This is a genomic window from Rhizobium grahamii CCGE 502 (genome assembly GCF_000298315.2).
Classification (GTDB): domain Bacteria; phylum Pseudomonadota; class Alphaproteobacteria; order Rhizobiales; family Rhizobiaceae; genus Rhizobium; species Rhizobium grahamii.
In genome coordinates this window covers 33,061-51,427 of record NZ_AEYE02000011.1, presented here as the reverse complement: position 1 = coordinate 51,427, position 18,367 = coordinate 33,061, and the positions used below count along the sequence as shown (strand labels likewise).

21 protein-coding genes are annotated in these 18,367 nt (G+C 59.3%); 13 read left to right on the top strand and 8 right to left on the bottom strand.

All coding sequences use genetic code 11. From position 1 onward, the window contains the following. Nucleotides 1-3: 3 nt before the first annotated feature. The 5 genes from RGCCGE502_RS08505 to RGCCGE502_RS08485 form a co-directional block, all read right to left on the bottom strand. Entirely contained in the window at nucleotides 4-1,263 is a 1,260-nt protein-coding gene (locus RGCCGE502_RS08505; protein ID WP_040674236.1) for an OmpP1/FadL family transporter, read from the bottom strand. Nucleotides 1,264-1,668: 405 nt separating this feature from the next. Continuing rightward, on the bottom strand, nucleotides 1,669-4,512 hold the full coding sequence (locus RGCCGE502_RS08500; protein WP_016553745.1) for a valine--tRNA ligase: 2,844 nt from the start codon (nucleotides 4,510-4,512) through the stop codon (nucleotides 1,669-1,671). Between the two features lie 118 nt (nucleotides 4,513-4,630). Next, nucleotides 4,631-5,515 carry a DUF2497 domain-containing protein gene (locus RGCCGE502_RS08495; protein ID WP_016553744.1) on the bottom strand — a complete coding sequence of 295 codons (885 nt, stop codon included), beginning with the start codon at nucleotides 5,513-5,515 and terminating at the stop codon, nucleotides 4,631-4,633. Nucleotides 5,516-5,724: 209 nt separating this feature from the next. Next, nucleotides 5,725-6,387 (bottom strand): protein-L-isoaspartate O-methyltransferase family protein, encoded by a 663-nt coding sequence (locus RGCCGE502_RS08490; RefSeq protein ID WP_016553743.1) that lies wholly within the window; start codon nucleotides 6,385-6,387, stop codon nucleotides 5,725-5,727. 769 nt (nucleotides 6,388-7,156) lie between these two features. Further along, nucleotides 7,157-7,339: a hypothetical protein gene (locus RGCCGE502_RS08485; protein WP_016553741.1), complete on the bottom strand. Its 183-nt coding sequence runs from the start codon at nucleotides 7,337-7,339 to the stop codon at nucleotides 7,157-7,159. A gap of 619 nt (nucleotides 7,340-7,958) precedes the next feature. Here RGCCGE502_RS08485 and RGCCGE502_RS08480 point away from each other — a divergent pair. Continuing rightward, nucleotides 7,959-8,252, top strand: a complete 294-nt coding sequence (locus tag RGCCGE502_RS08480; RefSeq protein ID WP_016553740.1) for a hypothetical protein — start codon at nucleotides 7,959-7,961, stop codon at nucleotides 8,250-8,252. Nucleotides 8,253-8,532: 280 nt separating this feature from the next. Here RGCCGE502_RS08480 and RGCCGE502_RS08475 read toward each other — a convergent pair whose 3' ends face one another. The 3 genes from RGCCGE502_RS08475 to RGCCGE502_RS08465 all read right to left on the bottom strand — a co-directional run bounded on the left by RGCCGE502_RS08475 (nucleotide 8,533) and on the right by RGCCGE502_RS08465 (nucleotide 10,408). Further along, complete coding sequence (locus tag RGCCGE502_RS08475; RefSeq protein ID WP_016553739.1) at nucleotides 8,533-8,802, bottom strand: hypothetical protein; 270 nt, start codon at nucleotides 8,800-8,802, stop codon at nucleotides 8,533-8,535. 62 nt (nucleotides 8,803-8,864) lie between these two features. Beyond that, nucleotides 8,865-10,058 (bottom strand): tyrosine-type recombinase/integrase, encoded by a 1,194-nt coding sequence (locus tag RGCCGE502_RS08470; RefSeq protein ID WP_016553738.1) that lies wholly within the window; start codon nucleotides 10,056-10,058, stop codon nucleotides 8,865-8,867. Next, on the bottom strand, nucleotides 10,055-10,408 hold the full coding sequence (locus RGCCGE502_RS08465; RefSeq protein ID WP_016553737.1) for an Arc family DNA-binding protein: 354 nt from the start codon (nucleotides 10,406-10,408) through the stop codon (nucleotides 10,055-10,057). Before RGCCGE502_RS08465 ends, RGCCGE502_RS08470 begins: the two co-directional genes overlap by 4 nt. Before the next feature lie 107 nt (nucleotides 10,409-10,515). On the opposite strand from RGCCGE502_RS08465, the gene RGCCGE502_RS08460 reads away from it, so the two are divergent. From RGCCGE502_RS08460 to RGCCGE502_RS08405, 12 genes are all read left to right on the top strand, one after another. After that, nucleotides 10,516-10,716: an Arc family DNA-binding protein gene (locus RGCCGE502_RS08460; RefSeq protein WP_016553736.1), complete on the top strand. Its 201-nt coding sequence runs from the start codon at nucleotides 10,516-10,518 to the stop codon at nucleotides 10,714-10,716. A gap of 50 nt (nucleotides 10,717-10,766) precedes the next feature. Next, nucleotides 10,767-11,078, top strand: a complete 312-nt coding sequence (locus RGCCGE502_RS08455; protein WP_016553735.1) for a hypothetical protein — start codon at nucleotides 10,767-10,769, stop codon at nucleotides 11,076-11,078. After that, nucleotides 11,071-11,262 carry a hypothetical protein gene (locus RGCCGE502_RS08450; RefSeq protein ID WP_016553734.1) on the top strand — a complete coding sequence of 64 codons (192 nt, stop codon included), beginning with the start codon at nucleotides 11,071-11,073 and terminating at the stop codon, nucleotides 11,260-11,262. The genes RGCCGE502_RS08455 and RGCCGE502_RS08450 overlap by 8 nt, the downstream gene beginning before the upstream one ends. Before the next feature lie 265 nt (nucleotides 11,263-11,527). Continuing rightward, nucleotides 11,528-11,806, top strand: a complete 279-nt coding sequence (locus RGCCGE502_RS08445; protein WP_016553733.1) for a hypothetical protein — start codon at nucleotides 11,528-11,530, stop codon at nucleotides 11,804-11,806. Further along, nucleotides 11,799-12,809 carry a hypothetical protein gene (locus RGCCGE502_RS08440; RefSeq protein WP_016553732.1) on the top strand — a complete coding sequence of 337 codons (1,011 nt, stop codon included), beginning with the start codon at nucleotides 11,799-11,801 and terminating at the stop codon, nucleotides 12,807-12,809. Before RGCCGE502_RS08445 ends, RGCCGE502_RS08440 begins: the two co-directional genes overlap by 8 nt. Beyond that, nucleotides 12,806-13,198 carry a hypothetical protein gene (locus RGCCGE502_RS08435; protein ID WP_016553731.1) on the top strand — a complete coding sequence of 131 codons (393 nt, stop codon included), beginning with the start codon at nucleotides 12,806-12,808 and terminating at the stop codon, nucleotides 13,196-13,198. The genes RGCCGE502_RS08440 and RGCCGE502_RS08435 overlap by 4 nt, the downstream gene beginning before the upstream one ends. Nucleotides 13,199-13,343: 145 nt before the next feature. Next, complete coding sequence (locus RGCCGE502_RS08430) at nucleotides 13,344-13,643, top strand: phage tail assembly protein (RefSeq protein WP_016553730.1); 300 nt, start codon at nucleotides 13,344-13,346, stop codon at nucleotides 13,641-13,643. 165 nt (nucleotides 13,644-13,808) lie between these two features. Continuing rightward, nucleotides 13,809-16,160 (top strand): phage tail tape measure protein, encoded by a 2,352-nt coding sequence (locus RGCCGE502_RS08425; protein ID WP_016553729.1) that lies wholly within the window; start codon nucleotides 13,809-13,811, stop codon nucleotides 16,158-16,160. After that, nucleotides 16,160-16,543, top strand: coding sequence for a hypothetical protein (locus RGCCGE502_RS08420; protein ID WP_141652305.1), 384 nt, complete (start codon nucleotides 16,160-16,162; stop codon nucleotides 16,541-16,543). Before RGCCGE502_RS08425 ends, RGCCGE502_RS08420 begins: the two co-directional genes overlap by 1 nt. 171 nt (nucleotides 16,544-16,714) lie before the next feature. Continuing rightward, nucleotides 16,715-17,236 carry a hypothetical protein gene (locus tag RGCCGE502_RS08415; protein WP_016553728.1) on the top strand — a complete coding sequence of 174 codons (522 nt, stop codon included), beginning with the start codon at nucleotides 16,715-16,717 and terminating at the stop codon, nucleotides 17,234-17,236. Continuing rightward, nucleotides 17,229-17,786, top strand: coding sequence for a hypothetical protein (locus tag RGCCGE502_RS08410; protein ID WP_016553727.1), 558 nt, complete (start codon nucleotides 17,229-17,231; stop codon nucleotides 17,784-17,786). Before RGCCGE502_RS08415 ends, RGCCGE502_RS08410 begins: the two co-directional genes overlap by 8 nt. Next, nucleotides 17,774-18,367 (top strand): hypothetical protein, encoded by a 594-nt coding sequence (locus RGCCGE502_RS08405; protein WP_016553726.1) that lies wholly within the window; start codon nucleotides 17,774-17,776, stop codon nucleotides 18,365-18,367. Before RGCCGE502_RS08410 ends, RGCCGE502_RS08405 begins: the two co-directional genes overlap by 13 nt.

Sequence of the window (18,367 nt, the reverse complement as noted above, 5' to 3'; positions counted from 1 at the left end):
AACTTAGAATTTCACCTTGATGCTGGTCGAGATGGCAGCGACAAGATCATTGCCGAAGTCATACGAGACGTCGTTTCCGTATGTGACGCCATCCTGCACCAGCACGCCGGAGGAACCGCTGGTCAGGACACCGAGTGCGCCGGCAATGCGCCATTCGATATTGTCGGTTGGATTGTAGGCAGCGCCGGCCCCGACCGTCCAAGTGTCGGTCTGCGAACCATAGCCGTGGCTGGTGCCGCGATCCCAAGTCAGACTGACGGCGCCGGTCCATTGTTCATTGAACTTGTGACCAATACCACCGGTGACGGTCCAGCCGTCCCGATAGAGCAGGTCAAGAGACGTCAGCTGAGTTCCGCTGGTCGCCGTGCAAGCCCTACCCTTCGTGGCGACGGGGCAAAGCGGAATCGACTGAAGAACACTCCAGTTGGTCCACTTTACGGAGCCGAACGCCAGCCAATCTGGTGCGATACCACTCTGAACTTTCAACTCCAAAGAATCCGGCGCTTCAGCCTCACCGAAGACGCTCGTCACGCGTCCACCAAACCCAGGGACAACCGGCACCTGCGTAAGATCGACCGTGCCACTCAAGCTGTCGTATTTCACTCGGCTGTTGTAAACCAAGCTCGCACGCATCGCGTATTCGGGAATTTCGTACGCGATACCGGTGCGCCATCCCCAGCCATTGTCCTCAAGATCGAGCCGTCCAACACCTGTTCCAGTGCCCAATGCTATAGGCACGGTGCTTACCAGACGCTCCTTGAAACCTTCCACTTCCTGGTAGAAGGCGCCGCCAATCAAGCGAAGCTGACCGGGACCAACATCAAACTTGTAAGAGCAGGTGGTGGCGTAGTTGTGCGTCTCGATTTTCGTTTCGATATTGTTGTTGGCGCCGGCCCAGTTGATGCCAGGGTTCGTATGTGCACCAAACGGTTCGGAATAGTCGAAGAGGCAGTCTCCACCTTCGTAACCAGCCTTGAACCCGAGATACGGGACCGCATAGTTTTCTGTCTCATCCGCCGAGTGCGACCTTCCATTGAGGTTTCCGCCACCCGTCAGTGCTGACGTGTTTGTGTCCCTCGCATTCTTCAGTTCACGCTGCGGCATGACATAGATCACGGCCGCCTGTGACGAAAAACGCGATTGATCAAAGAGCAGGTCGATATTGTAGCCGCCGCGATCAAGACCGCCCGCGAAGGACGGCTGCGCCAGCGTTGAAAAGAGGGCAAGCGACAGAACGCCGGCCGATGTCATACGAGATGCCAATGTGTCTCCCCCACTCAGGCAATTGCAATGAGGCCGGACTGTGCAGGCGATGCCGATAAATGGCAACTTTGTGTTCGGGCGCGATTGGAAACGCGGCTAACGGAAGTTTTACGTAACAGATTGACGAGCACGTCAATATTTTCGCAAATTAGAACGAAATTCTACAGATAGTAAAAATACCTACTCACTTAGGGTCGACCATTCCACGATAGCGCTATCCTGTAACAGGGAAACAACAGTCATATTTTTCGCCGTGCGCTCCGATAAAACGTGTGGAATCAAGGCCTACGGCTAGCAATTTGGGCAACTCAGGCAGCAAAGTTCGGCGACTCCGATCGACCTAAGAAAAAGGCGCCCGATTCGAAGTCGGGCGCCTCTGAAAATTCTTGCTACCAAGCGTTGATTTTACGACGCCTCGAATACACGCGACAGTGCAACCCGCAGGCTCGCAATCTGACCTTGCAGTTCGTCCAGGCGATCGCGCTCAGCAGCGACGACATCAGGATTGGCGTTGGCAACGAACTTCTCGTTCGAGAGCTTGCCGTTGATGCGCGCAATCTCTCCATCAACCTTGGCGATTGCCTTCTCCAGGCGCGCTTTCTCGGCTGCCAGGTCGATCAGCGTACCAAGCGGCAAGCAGATTGTCGCCTCGGCGACAACGATCTGCGCAGCGCCCTTTGGTGCTTCGCTGGCCAGCGAGATGCCGTCAACGCGGGCAAGGCGCTTGATTGCAGCATCGTGGCGGATAAGGCGTTCGCGTGTCAGGCTATTGGCGCCGACGACAACCAGCGGCGCAACAGCCGACGGCGGCACGTTCATTTCGGCACGAACGGAACGGATGCCGGAAACCAGATCGATCAACCAATTGATCTCATCGGCAGCGGCGTCATCGGCATAGGACGGCGCCGGCCATTCGGCATTGCAGACCAGTGTGTCGCGCTCGATGCCTTCGCCTGCGGTATGCGCCCAGAGCTCTTCCGTCATGAACGGCATGAACGGATGCAGGAGCTTGTAGATCTCCTCCAGGATATAGGCGGCACAGGCCTGTGCTTCCTTCTTCGCGCCTTCGTCCGCACCGTTGAAGACCGGCTTCAGCAGTTCGAGATACCAGTCGCAGACCTGGTTCCAAACGAAGCGGTAGAGCGCGCCAGCCGCATCGTTGAAACGGTAGGATTCCAGGGCTTCCGTTACGTCACGTTCCGTACGGGCAAGTTCCGTCAGGATCCAGCGATTGATCGTCAATTCGGCCGCTTCGGGCACGAAGTGCGGATCGCTCTTGGCACCGTTCATTTCGGCAAAGCGCGTCGCGTTCCAGAGCTTTGTGCCGAAGTTGCGGTAACCCGCGATGCGGGCCGGATCGAGCTTAACGTCACGACCCTGCGCTGCCATGATCGCGAGCGTGAAACGCAGCGCGTCGGCACCGTATTCGTCGATCAGTTCCAGCGGATCGATGACGTTGCCCTTGGACTTCGACATCTTCTGGCCGTTCTTATCGCGGACCAGCGCATGGACATAAACGGTGTTGAACGGCTCGACCGGAACGCCGTCGTCGTCCTTCATGAAATGGAGGCCCATCATCATCATGCGGGCGACCCAGAAGAAGATGATATCGAAGCCGGTCACCAGAACGTTGGTCGGGTAGTAGCGCTCAAGCTCCGGCGTCTTATCCGGCCAGCCGAGCGTCGAGAACGGCCACAGCGCGGACGAGAACCATGTGTCGAGGACGTCTTCGTCGCGCGTCAGGATCTCGCCCGGCTTGAAATTCTCGAGCAGGTCCTCGACGTAGGCCTTCATTGGGCCTTCGTGCGACAGATAGTGCTGGATTGCCGCCTGCAGAGCTTCTTCTTCGGTCTTTTCGACGAAGACCTGACCATCCGGGCCGTACCAGGCCGGGATCTGATGGCCCCACCAGAGCTGGCGGGAAACGCACCAGGGCTGAATGTTTTCCATCCACTCGTAGTAAGTCTTGTCCCAGCTGCGCGGAACGAGCTTGGTGCGGCCTTCGCGAACCGAGGCGATCGCCGGTGCTGCAAGCGTCTTGGCGTCGACGTACCATTGCTCCGTCAGGCGCGGTTCGATCGGAACACCACCACGGTCGCCGTGTGGAACCATGTGCTTGTGCGGCTCGACCTTGTCGAGCAAGCCACCCTCTTCGAAGATGCGGACGATGATCTTGCGCGCCTCGAAGCGATCCTTACCCTCGAGTTCGTCCCAGGCGCCATGCAGCGCGGCAGCGTCCGGAATGCCTTCCAGGAAATCCTCGTTGTCCTTGAGCGTGATCCGCGCGTCGCCGGTGAGCACGTTGACAACACGCAGACCGGTGCGCTTGCCGACATCGAAGTCGTTGAAATCATGCGCCGGCGTCATCTTGACAGCGCCGGTGCCGGCCGTCGGATCCGGATAATCATCGGCGACAATCGGAATACGCCGACCGACGATCGGCAGGATGACGTGCTTGCCGACGAGCGGCCGGTAACGCTCATCCTTCGGATTGACCGCAACGCCGGTGTCCCCAAGCATCGTTTCCGGACGAGTAGTCGCGACGACGATATAGTCGCGCGTTTCCGACTCTGTCGCCTTGCCGTCCTCGTCGAAGGCGATCGGATGCTGGTAGGTGACGCCCGGCTCCAGCGGATAACGGAAGTACCAGAGGTTTCCGTTGACCTCGTGCTGTTCGACCTCGATGTCGGAAATCGCCGTCAGGAGCTTCGGATCCCAGTTGACGAGACGCTTGTCGCGATAGATCAGCCCTTCCTTGTAAAGCGTTACAAAGACTTCAAGAACGGCGGCCGAAAGCCCCTCATCCATGGTGAAGCGCTCGCGCGACCAATCACAGGAGGCGCCGAGACGCTTCAATTGGTTGAAAATAAGGCCGCCCGATTCCGCCTTCCATTCCCAGACCTTGTCGATGAAGGCTTCGCGCCCCATGTCGCGGCGGCCCGGCAGTTGCTGTTCCATCAGTTTGCGCTCGACAACCATCTGGGTGGCGATACCGGCATGGTCCATGCCAGGCTGCCAGAGCACGTCCTTGCCGCGCATGCGCTCGAAGCGGACCATGATATCCTGCAGCGTGTTGTTCAGCGCATGGCCCATGTGCAGCGATCCCGTCACGTTGGGCGGTGGGATCACGATGGTAAAGGACTCGGCGCCCGGCTTGGCGTTGGCGCCCGCGCGGAAGGCGTCCGCCTCATCCCATTTTGCAGCGATTTTCGGTTCAACGGCAGCGGAATCGTAGGTCTTGTCGAGCATTTGGGGACCAAAATCTGGAGGTTCTTAGATGCGGGTTGTAAATAGGATGGCTTCGGGCAAGTCAATAAAAAAGCCGCCCCGGAGACCGGAGCGGCTTTCTGAGAAAAGGCGTTTCCGATCAGCGGCGCGGGCCGCGCGCCACGCGTTCGATCTCTTCACGCACCAGACGCTCGACCAGTGTCGGCAGATTATCGTCGAGCCACTCGCGCAGCATCGGGCGCAGCATGTCTTCGGCGATCTCATCGAGAGAGCGCCGCTCGGCGCCATCGATGGCGGCAGCCAACTCTTCAAAGGAACGGGCGATTTGCAGTCCCGCGTCGTGCGAGAGCAATACCGGCTGCTGCTCTTGCTCAGCAAGGCTCTGGATTGCTTCTTCCACGGCCGGTTCAACGACCGCGGGAACGAATACCTCAGGCACGTGGGCCACCGCCGGTGGCGGCTCCATAGCCACTGGAGGCAGTTCGAAGGGAATTTCTACGGGCGGACGAACCGCGACGACCTTCGGCGCCGGCGCCGAGATAGGAGCAGTCACGGCCGCCTCGGAGTGTGCAGCAACTGGCGCAGAAGCTGGCGCCTCGCGAGTAGCTTCCGGGGCTTCCATGCTCAGTTCCGCGCTCCTTGCTTCGGCTTGCCGCAAGGCTGGCGGCACGTCGCGCAACTGGGCAGTGTTGCGCTCCGATGCCGCGCGGACGCGCGCGGCGACATCGGCTAGCGACATGGCACGCGGCTGCGCTTCCGGCACGGGAGCCGAGCCTGCCGAATTGGCCGCAACGAAGCGCGGGTCAGACTGAGCAGCCGCTTCAGGGAATTCCACGCCAGCGTAGGCCTCGTCCACCGTCAAATGGATGTCCGAATCGCGATCATCCTCATCAGCGCCGTAAGCCGCCGGCAGCGATGCCGATAGCGCCCTGCCCGCACCTGGGTCATTGCTCTCGATGATCTGGCGGATCGACGCCAGTATCTCTTCCATGGACGGTTCACGCGCTACGCTTGGCTGAGCCATATCTATCCCCGTTATTCCGAAAAACGACCGGATTGCGTGGAGTGGGCATCCGAATCACCCAGAGCTTAGGATAGCCGAGGATTGAAAAAAATCATCGCGAATCAAATGAATGATGCCATGCACAGCTTTTCTGCCGCGGTCAGATTCTATCGCGGGAAAGAAAACGGGCGCCTGAAGCGCCCGTCAAAAATCAATCATCGCAGCGTGGTTCAGAATACAAATTCGCGCGCCTTGGCGAAACCGGGAAGCGGCTTGACCGAGGCGTTGAAGTAGACGTTTTCGGAAATTGTGCCGCGCTCGCTCACGAAGACCTTGGCGCGTGCCGAACCGCCGTAGCCTTGAACAGTGACCAGACGCCCGCCGTCGCGGAGCTGCGACAGCAAGGAGGACGGAACTTCCTCGACCGAACCGCTGATAAAGATCAGGTCATAGGGAGCGCCCGACGGATTGCCGGCATTGAGTGAACCGGTAACGACCGAAACGTTTGTGTAGTTCGCAAGATTGGCCTTGGCTTCCGCCGCCAGCGTTTCGTCCTCTTCCACCGCGACCACCGTGCCCGCAATCTGTGAAAAGAGGGCCGACACGTAGCCGCTACCGGCGCCGATCTCCAGGACGACGTCATCTTTGGTAACCGCCGCGAGCTGCAGCAGCTTTGCAAGCGGCGACGGCTGCATGAGATAGCGCGCGGGCTTGCCCGCCGCTGCAGGACAGATTTCGACATCCCGATCGATATAGGCGAGCGGCTTTGCCTTCTCGGGAACAAACGCCTCGCGCGGGACGGTGAGAAACGCCGTCAGCACGGAATGCGAGGTGACGTCCGTCGTGCGGAGCTGGTTGTCGACCATGTTTGCGCGTGCTGATTCGAAATTCATGTTGTCCTCTCGCCCGATGGAAGCGGCTTTGTCTGCACGTCTCTTAATCTCAGCACACTGGCCTTTCAAGGCTTCGCGAATGCACATGACAAGAATTCGGGATGGCGCCGCTGCCCGCTGGCGCTCTTCGCAATCCTTCATGGAACAAACGCGCGCCCTGTGATATTATTGCAACCGGAGGAATAGAGGAGGAGCAGGCAATGCCTAACATCATCGAATATCTTTCGTTGTTCGACTTCTTCATCATCATTACCCTCGTCGGCATCTTTTGCTGCGGGCTTTTCGATCGTGAGACGAGCTGACTGACTTCAGGCTATTGTCAGTTTTTCGCCGGATAGTGTCCGTCCCCTGGGATTCGACGGATCGGACATGGCAATTAGACCAATTCTGCTGGGCAGCTTTTTCATTTGTGCTCTGCTCGCGATCATACTCCTCATTCCCTTTGTGAGAGGCGGCGCACCGAATGTCGCGACAAACGGTGTATCCCCGATGCCGTCGTTGCAGCGGATCAACTGAACTCGACGGCTCCAGCTTTGCCGGTGCCGCGATAGCCGGCGAGCTTTTTGGTGGCCGGTCCCGGCCATTCGCCATGAGGTTCTTTTTAGGCAAGAACAAAGGACGAAACATACCTTTAAGCACCGGTTTCGATCATCAGACGAGATCTGTAGCTTATTTGTGCCGATCTTGGAGCCTCCCCAGCCCCTCCCAGATCGGCAACCCGGCCGAGGCTTAAAGCGGTCGCGGCCGGGGCCACTCGCTTCCGGAGAAGCTATTGCAGCTTGGTCTCTTCTTCCGTGTCGACCAGAATGCCGTGCCGCAAAGCCTCTTCCTTTGCCTCCTTCAGAGCCTCGTCGATTAGCATGACAAGCATTTCCGCATGTCGTTCGCGCTCCACCATTTCCCGCGCCACGCTCAGGGCAAAGATCAGTTGCGGCATTTGGGTCGCCGGCATCGGAGGTGCTCCTAAGAACTCGCCCGTAGAAGATAGCGCCCTATCGAAAATTCGACCATCCGGTGATTTGCCTTGATAAACATGCACCAACGCTAGTGCCGTATGGATTGTCACTATAGGAATGGAAGAAACGCCCGCGGGCTTCGCCACTATAGACGGAAGGAGAGCGATCTCCCGTCTATATCGCCGAAGCTCATTAGAATAGTGAAACGAGGCGCCCGGAGAGGGTCGCCACTGCGGCGACCCCCTCCGGCTTTGCCGGGACTGAAAACTACCCCCGCCCTGTCTGCCGCCGCGGCGGAATGGAGCCAATAGAGGGGGTCCGATGCCCTCAAAGCCCACCGTCCGTGGCAGACCAGCAGGAGAAACAATAGCGCCCTCGCAAGGGTTATCCTAGACGGACCTAGGTCCTACTTCGATTGGAGTAAGCGTGGGAAATTGCACGCTTGCAGACCTCATTCTTGCGCCGTTGAAGCCAGTGACGATCACGTGACAGAATCGGGTCGCGGCGGGAGGCGTCAATCCCGCTGGCGAGAAGAGGGCCGAGGCATTACATTACGATCTTGCGGAACGCAGTCGAGTGCCGCTTCGCGGGACTGCATCGATGAGGAGGCGAAGGATGATCCGGACAATAGCAGCGATCGGTGCAATGGTGGCCCTTGTCGCGAGCTGCACGGCCGTTTCGGGCTCCGATCCCTCGGAGGGTTACGCGCCCATTCCCGGCAGCATCACTTATGGCGGCCAGCCGCGAACGAAGCTGACGAAGGCGCCGATCGGCTCTTCTTTCCCGCATACGTTCACGGATCAGACGGGGCGCACGGTCGAGGAAATCTACATCATTCAACCGGATCGAACTCTGCTGATTGCCCAACGGCACTATCGACCATTCTTTGCCTGGGACAGGAACCAATAGCGGGGTTTGGCGACCGCATGCCGCAGATTCGCCTCGCGGACTGAAAAATGGTGAAATAGAAGGAAATTTGCCGCGCTCAAGGCAACACGCTTTCACTCGCGTCCGCGCCCGTAGCGGCTCTATTACCTTGAAACATTGGGAAAATTTTGGAGGCCTCGCCCGGAATTGAACCGGGGTACAAGGATTTGCAGACTTTGAACCGACGTTGTTTTTATTGATTAAATCGTCCGCATGTTGCAGCTATGTTGCATTCACTGGAGACAGCCTCAAGGCCGAGCGCCTACTTGGCATCCTTTTTCCAGTAGTCGTTGTCTAAATCCTTCCAGACGTAGAAACCATTCCAAACGTAAAGCCACATGCTCAAACAGCCTTGGGTGTCTTGAAACGTTGGCCGCACCTGCCATTGAGGCGGAGTTTTGCCCTTGACCAGGAGCCCGATCAGGGCACCTCCCCACCAAGCTAAAATTATGATCCCGACAATAGGCCAGGCGTACGCCACACCCGCGAGCAGTAAGAGCAAACACGCTCGATAGATGTTCAACTTGGTCATTGCCCCGCCTCGATGAAGTGAAATCCATTCTCTAAGTTGCAGAGTTCTGGCCCTTTTTCTACTCACGTGAGCAGAGCGCTCGCTGCGTCCGCTAGTTCCTTGCCATCGTCGTCCCGAGGGAACAAATGACCATAAGTGTCGGCGGTCATGATGATCGACGAATGCCCCATTCGTTCCTGAACCATCTTCAACGGCAGACCGAGGCCGCCCTCTTCTTTTCTGTTGATCAGCCAACTCGCGTAGAAGTGCCGAAGGGAATGAAGGCCTGTGTATTTCGCCTTTAGGATCGGATTGCCCTTCTTGTCGAGCTTGCCGGTATCGATCGTCACCCCTGCCCGAAACATGGCAGTCTGTAGCCCCTTAACAACCACATTCTTGTGTGACCGGGCTTCCCCGTCGGGGTTCGCGAATACGAGGGTCTGCTTTCCGCCCTGCTTGAGCTTCAATTCCTTCAGGGCGTTGGTAACAAGGGGCGGAACAGGGATGGTTCGCGTTCCCGCCTCCGACTTTGGCTTACCCATTTCCTTGAACTGATCAACGCGCTGTCGAACGCTGACCTCGCCGCGCACGAAGTCGACATCCTTCCATCGCAGCCCGCGCAATTCAGACGACCTCATGCCGGTGAATACGACGGTCAATAGAAACGGTCGCCAGTTGCCATCTAGGGCGGCGATTAACGCCTTGATCTCGTCACGCGTCGGAATATCCACGCCAACCTCAAGTTTACCCTTCAGTCGCTTCTCTTGGCGGTGCTCCTTGCCCTTTCGGCTTCCGCGGATATCCCGAACGGGGTTACGGTTCGCTAGCCCGCGCTCGCCCGCGTCCGACAGGATCGAACCGAGAGAGGTCAAGACCTTCTTGACCATTGCCGGCGACCTGCGTTCCTTGCGAAGCTTGTCCTCGAATTCGCGCACGGCCGGGATCGTTATTTTGGACAGCAGCATCTGACCGATCATCGGAACGATATGATGTTCCAGATGGCTTTTCCGCTGATTGATCGTCGATCGTTCCAGCCCGGCGCCCTCGCCCGAAGCAATCCAAAACTTTCCTGCTGCTTCCACGGTGACGCTATCGCTGTCGGCAACATGGACGCCCTGCCGGACCTCGACTGATGCCGTCGCGGCGAACGCGACAGCCTCTTTCTTTGTTTCAAAGGCCATCTGATGCCGTTTCCCGGCCACATCGAAATAGTCGGCGACCCACGCAGACTTAGAGACGCCTTTTGCTGTTTTCCATTCGCGTTTTCGGACGCTCATTGTTCGTCCTCATCAGTCTTGGTGTTCTGAGGGAGAGGTGGATAGTAGGTCGTTCCAAGTCGCTGACTGACCTCCGCCAGTATCTCTTCGATCGCAGCTAGTCGCCTTTCATAATCGCCTGCCACTTCTTTCTGAACGGCCTGGAATACCGGTCTGAGCGCATCGAGAGACGCAGCGGGGTCGCCCTCGACAGCCTCTATTTCCAAACTTTCGGCGAGCCGCGCGACGATTTCTGCGTTCATCGAGCGATTGTTCTGGGCCGCCATGGTTTTGAGTTGATCTCTCATGCCGTCCGGCAACCGAACAATGACTTTGTCTAAATCTCTGCTTTCCGAGTTTTGAGGAACCATAGCGACACCCTAGTGAAACTGATATGGCATTAGGCCATATTCACTATTGCATCAATACTGGCCTTAGGCCATACTACATTTGTCGTAACGTTAATGGAGAACTACCAATGCCCCGCAAGCCTCGTTCCAGCGAGCATCAGAATGCGATCCCTGTGTCCGTTCGAATGCCTAAGCCAGTACGCGATCGGCTCTTTGCCAGCGCTGAAGGAAGCCGCCGTTCGATGAACAGCGAGATCATTTTCCTACTCGAAGTCGCGCTGACACAGAAAGAAAAAGCCGAGGCGGCTGCAACCGTCTCGGCTTCGTAGACCGCCCCTGCAAGGGCGACGAAAAATCACCTAACCCCAGAAGGCCCAAGATGACTTCCTCAATCCATACCATGCTGCAATCGAAAGCAACATCCGTAGCGATCGCAAATTCGCTCTCTGTCGCTGATGCGGCCACCATCGCAGATATGCTTCTGTCTATCCGCGTAACGGCCCACACTACCTCTTGCCTGGCAAACCACATGACACGCGAAAGCGTCGAAGACTTCGCCGACACCGTGGTCGCTGCAATCGATCGCCATCTGCAGGCTCTGGCCATCGGACTATATCCCCGCTCCTCTTCCGAAGCCCGAGCGATTGTCACCCGTATCGAAGCGATTATCGGCGAGGTTCGCCATGACTGAGAAAACGGAAAGCTTTGACTTGATTTGGGGCGCAGAGGCCATCGCCAAGGCGATTGGAAAGACGAAGCGCGCAACCTTCCACTTGCTAGAAAACGGCGACCTTGCGCCCGCCCGCAAGATTGGCGGCCGATGGGTCGTCGATCGCCGGCTGCTTCAACGCTTTTTCATGGGAGAGGCAGCATGACGAGGATCAATTGGACCACGGTTCGCGATCGAGGCCGGGTCAATCGACAGGGTTCGGAGGCCGCTTCTGAAAGCGGCCTTTCGACTTTTAGGTCAACCACGAAGGTGCGGCCCGGGAAGGCTGCCCTTCGAGCCGAACTTCAAGCGGCCGAGGCGAGGATAACCCGGACGATTAAATGCACCTGTGGGCACTCCGCCACCATTCCGCTTCCGGCCTCGTGGGCCGGGCGGAAGCTGCGCTGCAGTGTGTGCGGGAGAGAAGGTAAATGAGCATCAGTCTGTTGTCGCCATCTGTATTCCGTCAGCGCGCGTTGCTTGAGCGAGCCGCAGTCGAAATATTCGCCGCACCTGTGAATAAGCGAGAGCGCGTCCGCAGTGAGTTCCGCGTAGGTATCCTGTCGAACAATATTCGCTACGGCCTGACGCGGTCGATAGCTTATCAGGACGTTGATGAGGCGCTGCGCTACATCGACGCCCGCGTCGCGCTCTATAAAGAGGCTTCCGCTTGCATCATCTCGCGAGAGGAGATGCGGCACCATGCGTAACCAAGTTCACATAGAAGCGAAGTCTCGGGTTGAGCAGACCTCGGACGCACTTAAGTGCGCGAAACTCGCTGTAAAGGTCGCGGATGCTGAAGTGCGGGATGCCAAGGATCGCCGTGAGAACGCCCGGAAGGCCAAGGCCAGGATCAACAACACGATCGACATCATCGAGCGCCATGCAGGCGGCGCGGACAAAGATATGCCGCGTGATGTCGCCACGCCTTACATCCGCTGCCTCCTGTCCGGCCTCAAGTGGGAATTTGATCAGGTGGTGGAGCCGTGCGTCGAGTTCGCACTAAAGCTGTTCCCGAACTTCAGCCGAGAAGAGATTGCAGAGTTTGCGGCCTGTACCAGGTCGATGACCAGCATCGAGATGGGCGATGCAATGGGCGTCACCGAAGATGAGTGGTGGGAACTAAAACTTACGATGATCGCCCCGGCGGGTTCTACATCTGAGAGCTATGACGCCCTGAAGAGGGATCGTCGAAACCGGGCCAAGCAAGATAAGTACCATCTAAACCGAGAGACGACGGGTGCACGGACGCTTGAACAGCGCCGCGCTGACGAGAGGGTTAAACGCGATGAAATTGAGGCTTATGCGAAGGCGCATGGTGGACTGTCATACGATGCTGCTCGGGTCCGAATGGCCAGGGCGAAGAAGAAGTGTTCAGACGGTTCGGCCACGGATAAGAAGGATCCTAGGCCCAACGGTTTGAACAACAACAAATCGCGTTCATCTGAGAAGCGGGCAAGCGGCTCCAAGCCGCCCCAGACCCGCGCTTCCAAACGCGATGAGCAGGGGGAGGAAAACGCCGCACCACCTTCGGGCCGCGACCTTCCAAAAGCCAACGGAACCAGCGCAGAAGTCGGAATGGCCATCGCTGAAGCCTTCCTTTCTCTTAGGGAACGGATCGTTCAGCCCCTAGCGATCGCGTCCAGTCGTCCCGGTGCGCTCGCGCGGGCTGTCGGCCCGCTTCGCGCCCCTAGAAAGGCAACCGGATCATGAAGGGGATCGTCGACCTTGATAAGCTCGGCCCAGCCGACCGAGCGGCGTTACTCGACGCCATGGCTGAGGACCAGCCCCCGGAACTAGCGGCCCTGCTCTGGCAGGCCGCCAAGGCCCTGAGAAAGATCGGGGGCATCCAAATGCCCCTGATCCCCAATGATCCGCTTCCGTTCGGCTTCGATCGCGAAGAGAGATTACCTGATGGTCGTTCGCGCTGGCTACGACCCAAGGAAGCCGCCCCGATCATGAAATGCTCTTTGGCTGCAGTGTACGCGCGGTTCGAAAAGAACCCGACGCTTGGCGTTCGTGATGACGGAACGACGATCTGGATTGACCGGGTCGCCATAATGCGCCTGAAAGAGCCGAATTCAAGAAACTCAAGAAATTAACTGACTGATTTTCCTAGCGTTTTTGTGTAAATTTTTCTTGTTGTGCCGGGGAATTAACCGAACCCCGGCGGTCGCAACCGGCAGCCGCTCCGATCCCTTTTCTTCATTCTGGGATCGGAGCCGGCACCAACAAGGGAAGAACGCGATGGACAGTTCCAGCCTGCCTGCCTGGGCGACGATTACCTACCCCCTCATTTTCCCGGTCGGCGACCTGACGACGCTGACATTCAGCGAACCGAACGGTGAAGCCCTCGAAGCCATCGACGAGCTAGGCATCGAGGAAGGCAAAACGCCAAGCGTTCGCCAGACTATGGGCCTGATCAGCGCCCTCTCTGGCGTCCCCGTCGAGACCATTCGCAAGTTCAATCAACGTGACATCAAAGGGGCCGCGAACGCCTTGGTCCCTTTAGTTACGGGAGAACCAGAGACGAGCGCTTCTCCCTGATCGCTGCCCTCGGCCGCGTTTGGCGGCAGGACGGCGATCAAATCATCGCAACCGTTGCTGCGATCCTGAGCACGTCTTTCATCGAATGCCGCCGAACCCCGATCGGTCTTCTTCTGCGGATGTATGCGCAGGCGAAGCGGATCGCCAAATTGCAAAGGGGCTAAAATGGCCGGATCACTCACTTCGACCTTAGTCGTCCGCCTTCTCGACCAAGTCACCGGCCCGGCCCGCGGTGTCGGAAAGTCGCTCCTCGGTCTTAACAAAGCAGCTAACGGCGCATCGGGCGGGCTTGGTGCCCGCCTCGGCGCCGCGATCGAGCGAAACAACCGTGCCCTAGATCAAACCCGGGGCCGGATGGTCGATGCGATCGGCGGGTTCTATGCCCTTAAGGCGGCGATCGGCGCGCCTCTATCGGCGGCGGGCGATTTCGAAACCGCCCTGGAAGACATCGGCCAAAAGGCCGACATTCCGCAGGAACGCCTTGGTGCGCTCGGCGAGCGGATGAAGCAGATTGGACGCGAAACCAATCAGGCGGCCATGGACGTTGCGCAGGCCGTCGATAGTCTGATGGGCCGAGGCGCCTCAGAAGACGTTGCGCTCGCCGCCGCCTCGCCTATCTCGAAGGCCGCTTTCGCCTACCGGGCAGCGACCGAAGACCTTTCCGCCGCCGCCTGGGCCGCCGTCGACAACCTCAAGGTTCCCGCCGACCAGATCGGAACCGCGATCGACGCCATGGCGCAGGCCGGCAAAGACGGCGCGTTCGAACTGAAAGACATGGCGCAATATTTTCCAGCGCTCGGGGCGGCTTACCAAGGCCTCGGCCAAAAGGGAACGGGCGCCGTCGCCGACCTGGCGGCAGCACTGCAGATCGTCCGCAAGGGCGCAGGCGACAGCGCCAGCGCCGCGACGAACCTCGGGAACGTCCTTCAGAAGGTCTATGCGCCGCAGACGGTCAAGGCGTTCAAAGAAGCGGGCGTCGACCTCCGCAAGGAAATGGCAAAGGCTGCGAAAGAAGGTCAGACCCCGATCGAGGCCATCGCCAATATTACGAATAAAGCCCTCGGGGGCGACCTCAGCAAACTCGGCGATCTTTTTCAGGATGCCCAGGTTCAGCAGGGTATGCGCGCCCTCATCCAAAACATGGAGGAATATCGACAGGTTCGCGCCGACGCGATGAAGGCGTCGGGCGTTGCCGACCGCGATTTCATTCGGAGGCAGAAGACGGCGGCCGGCGCGACGAAGCGCTTCATGGCAAGCATCGAGAACCTGAAGATTTCGATCGGCACTTCATTGGTGCCAGCGGTCAACAGCTTGCTTGACACGATCACTCCGACCCTCGCCGGCATTGAACGCTGGACATCAGCCAATCCCGAACTAGCGGCAGCCGCCGTCAAAGCGGCCGGCGCCTTGATCGCCTTCAAGGTCGCAACGACCGGCTTGACCTTCGTCGGCCTTCTCGGTCGGGGTGGCGCCCTTTCGATGCTCTCGATCGGCTTCAATTCGATCGGCCGGGCAGCCATCGGGGCGACGACTGCCGCCCGAGCCGCCGTTTCGCTGCAGACCGCCCTCGGAGCTATGTCAGGTCAGAAGCTAACCGGCCTACAGGCGATGGGAACCGCCCTTCGTGGGATGCTCTTCGCCGTCCCGGGTGTCTCGATGATATCCGGGGCACTAACGGCCATAGGCGGCGCCCTGGCGACCGTTTCCGCCCCTGTATGGCTCGCCGTAGGGGCGGCAGTTGCTGCCGTCGCAGGCGCGGGCGCGTTGCTCTGGAAATATTGGGATCGCGTTTCGTCGGTCATGTCAGGTGTCGGCCGGGCGATCGGCGAAGTTCTGACGCCCGCGATCGAAGTGGCCCGGCCAATCCTTCAGGCGCTTGCCCCGATCGGCGACGCGATCGCGGCCGGATGGGGTCGGGCTAAAGAAGCCCTCTCGGCCTTCGGCGAGTGGATCGGCAGTTTCTTCCAGCGGGAGGTTCTTTCCGACGAACAGAAGGCCCAGTGGGAGAACGCTGGCCATGATGCGGCGGTCCGAATGATCGATGCAATCAAATCGGCCTTTTCCGGGCTCGTCGCCTGGGCGGCCGATATCGGCAACCGGATCGGCAATGCAATTGCCGACGGCGCTTCAGCCGCGGTCGCCTCGGTCAAGGCGAGAGTTTCGGGCTGGATCGGTCTAGGCGGCGACAGCCCGACCGCGACGCCGCCACCGGCCGCTAATACGAATGCACCCTCTGCTGCCCCCTCGGGCCATCGCGCGACGGGCGGCAACGTTTGGTCGGGCGGGTCATTCCTCGTCGGCGAGAACGAAGCGGAAATCTTCACGCCGAGAAGCGCGGGGACGATCACGCCAGTTAGCAAGGCAGGCGGCGGGATGACGTTTAACTTCGGCGACATAGTCGTCCAGGGTGTCAACGATCCGGCCGAAGTTGCGAAGTCGATTTCTAGGCACATCTTCAACGAATTCGAACGGGAATGGCTCCGCGGCCTACACATCAGCAGCGGGGCGCGCAGCTGATGGGCGAAACTTTTCCCGGCATTCTCGCCCGAATTCTAGGGACCGCTGACCCGCAAGCGACTGACCGAGCAACCCTGAACCCATGGGTCCGGAGGGGCGTCTCTAGTTCCGTGCAAAGGCTCGGCATCACATCAACGGATGAAGGCGAGCTATCGGCGGTCTGGTCCCTCGCTTTCGAAGCCGGTGCCCTCGACGCTCTGCGGTTCACTCGCACGGTTCTTAGTGATCCCGCCTGCAGAGGGCGCGAGCACGAGGCCTTGAAGCTGATCGAGGAAGGCCATGGTCATGCCGCCATCGTCGCGGGCCTGCGGGCGCCACAAATCGACCAGGCAGGCAGCGAGACCAAGGTCGTTGCCTTCCCCGCGAAGGGAGGCCGGGCATGATGGTCCGCGCAACGTCGAGCGCAACGGGACGCCGTACATGGTCCCCCTGGGTAGGGACCGATATTCGCCCAGGCGGGGGAGCGGCGCCGCTGCACCCCAGTCATCGCATGACTTCAGAAATTTCGTTTTTCCACTTGGGTTGGGTTCGCCAGCCCCAAAAAGGGGGCTGAAATGACCACCTGTTCCGCAAAAAGCATGACCCCGGTTTCGGAGGCTGCAAGGCTTCTGATGGTTTCCGACGAGCGCCTGCGGCAGCTTGTCAAACTGTCCTACATCAAGCCATCGGTTCGCGGTCACTACGAGCATGACGACGTTATTCAGGGTTACATCAAATTCCTGAAGGACGAGGAACGGAAGGGGTCGAAGGTCGCGGCGCAGTCGCGAATGCAGGACGCGAAGACGGCCGAAATCGAATTGCGCCTCGCCGAGAAACAGCGATCCGTCATCCCGCTTGATGACGCGATCTACGCGATCGAGTTCGCCGCAGCGAAGTTTCGCGACGCCATGTTGAGTTTGCCTGCGAGGTTTACGCGGGACATGGGCGAGCGGCGAAAACTTGAAGCCTTAGTCCATGAAGAAGTCAACAACATCGGCAAAGCGTTCGGTTCGGCGAGACGCTACGTTCGCGACGGTGGGGCAGATTTGCACGCTTCCGAAGGCGACGACCCATCGGAGGTGCGAGCGCATGACTGAGGTTGCGAGCCTGCCGGAACTCGGCGACTTCGTCCCGTGTCCCCGATTGGCCCACCACGAGGCGGGTCATTTCGTGGTCGGATCGTTGTTCGGCATGGAATTCGATTGCGTCGAGGCGCACAGCACGAACGGCGTCGCGCAGCTTTCAGTCCCCTTTCCCGATGGAGCGGATTGGAGACGACTTGTCGTGCTCCGAGCGGGCGCGTTCGCCGAGGGCATTCTCTTCAATCAAATACATCGGCCGACGCTCGAAGAGCTTGAACGCGAGATGCTTGCCTATCAAGCGGCGGGTGATTTGGCCCGGTCTGATTTGGGTAAAATCATCGGCGCTTTGGTCACGGAGTACGGTGACGCCTTCCTAACGCAGTACCGCGCCCTGGAGGTCACGACGCTGGACATCCTTTCACGAAATCCCGTCCGCTCCGCGATCCGCGCGGTCGCGGGCAAACTGGAACGCCTCGGCCGCCTATCGGGCGCCGAGGCTACCGCAATTGCGTCCCCGTACATCGCCGGGTCGCTCAACATGGAGAAACCCTCATGGGCATCCTAGACCAAATCAGGAAGGCGCTCCGGTCCGCGGACGCGAGCATTTCCGATCTGCGCGAAGCTCTGGACGCGATCGACCTTGAAGCCCTGCAGGCGGAAGTCGATCGGGCTCAACGAGTTCGCGCAGGGCTGCTTCTCGACGGAACCGAAGCGGCGCTCGACAAAGCCGAGGCGGCATTGACGATCGCGATCCGCGAACGGGATCGCGGGATCGCTGCGAAAGCAGAACTCGAAAAGCGGATCGCCGAGGTAGCCCAGGCGGCAGCGGTGGAGGCTCTGACGGCGGAGCGAAACAAGGTCGAGGGCGAGGCCAATGCGGTCGCGAACGACCTGAAGAAGCGCCTCGTCGGTCTGCAGACAGAGATCGTCGGCATCCTGGGCAGGCTGCACGACGCCGAAAAGGCGGTCGAGCAGATCAATGGGAAACTAATCGAGGCGGGTCGGGATGACTTGATCCCCGCGGTCGAAACCCGCGCATTCCCGGCACCTGCGGGCTACTACGCCCCCGTCTTCTCGATCTTGAAAAACGAAATCCGGCCTGTCGCGGGCGCGCCCGGGTGGGGCGCCGCGCTGCCCCGAGCTTAA

Bases quoted from the DNA above. Each gene is read 5' to 3' on its own strand.
- RGCCGE502_RS08500 (WP_016553745.1), bottom strand. From the start codon at position 4,512: ATGCTCGACAAGACCTACGATTCCGCTGCCGTTGAACCGAAAATCGCT.
- RGCCGE502_RS08495 (WP_016553744.1), bottom strand. From the start codon at position 5,515: ATGGCTCAGCCAAGCGTAGCGCGTGAACCGTCCATGGAAGAGATACTG.
- RGCCGE502_RS08490 (WP_016553743.1), bottom strand. From the start codon at position 6,387: ATGAATTTCGAATCAGCACGCGCAAACATGGTCGACAACCAGCTCCGC.
- RGCCGE502_RS08485 (WP_016553741.1), bottom strand. From the start codon at position 7,339: ATGCCGGCGACCCAAATGCCGCAACTGATCTTTGCCCTGAGCGTGGCG.
- RGCCGE502_RS08480 (WP_016553740.1), top strand. From the start codon at position 7,959: ATGATCCGGACAATAGCAGCGATCGGTGCAATGGTGGCCCTTGTCGCG.
- RGCCGE502_RS08475 (WP_016553739.1), bottom strand. From the start codon at position 8,802: ATGACCAAGTTGAACATCTATCGAGCGTGTTTGCTCTTACTGCTCGCG.
- RGCCGE502_RS08470 (WP_016553738.1), bottom strand. From the start codon at position 10,058: ATGAGCGTCCGAAAACGCGAATGGAAAACAGCAAAAGGCGTCTCTAAG.
- RGCCGE502_RS08465 (WP_016553737.1), bottom strand. From the start codon at position 10,408: ATGGTTCCTCAAAACTCGGAAAGCAGAGATTTAGACAAAGTCATTGTT.
- RGCCGE502_RS08460 (WP_016553736.1), top strand. From the start codon at position 10,516: ATGCCCCGCAAGCCTCGTTCCAGCGAGCATCAGAATGCGATCCCTGTG.
- RGCCGE502_RS08455 (WP_016553735.1), top strand. From the start codon at position 10,767: ATGACTTCCTCAATCCATACCATGCTGCAATCGAAAGCAACATCCGTA.
- RGCCGE502_RS08450 (WP_016553734.1), top strand. From the start codon at position 11,071: ATGACTGAGAAAACGGAAAGCTTTGACTTGATTTGGGGCGCAGAGGCC.
- RGCCGE502_RS08445 (WP_016553733.1), top strand. From the start codon at position 11,528: ATGAGCATCAGTCTGTTGTCGCCATCTGTATTCCGTCAGCGCGCGTTG.
- RGCCGE502_RS08440 (WP_016553732.1), top strand. From the start codon at position 11,799: ATGCGTAACCAAGTTCACATAGAAGCGAAGTCTCGGGTTGAGCAGACC.
- RGCCGE502_RS08435 (WP_016553731.1), top strand. From the start codon at position 12,806: ATGAAGGGGATCGTCGACCTTGATAAGCTCGGCCCAGCCGACCGAGCG.
- RGCCGE502_RS08430 (WP_016553730.1), top strand. From the start codon at position 13,344: ATGGACAGTTCCAGCCTGCCTGCCTGGGCGACGATTACCTACCCCCTC.
- RGCCGE502_RS08425 (WP_016553729.1), top strand. From the start codon at position 13,809: ATGGCCGGATCACTCACTTCGACCTTAGTCGTCCGCCTTCTCGACCAA.
- RGCCGE502_RS08420 (WP_141652305.1), top strand. From the start codon at position 16,160: ATGGGCGAAACTTTTCCCGGCATTCTCGCCCGAATTCTAGGGACCGCT.
- RGCCGE502_RS08415 (WP_016553728.1), top strand. From the start codon at position 16,715: ATGACCACCTGTTCCGCAAAAAGCATGACCCCGGTTTCGGAGGCTGCA.
- RGCCGE502_RS08410 (WP_016553727.1), top strand. From the start codon at position 17,229: ATGACTGAGGTTGCGAGCCTGCCGGAACTCGGCGACTTCGTCCCGTGT.
- RGCCGE502_RS08405 (WP_016553726.1), top strand. From the start codon at position 17,774: ATGGGCATCCTAGACCAAATCAGGAAGGCGCTCCGGTCCGCGGACGCG.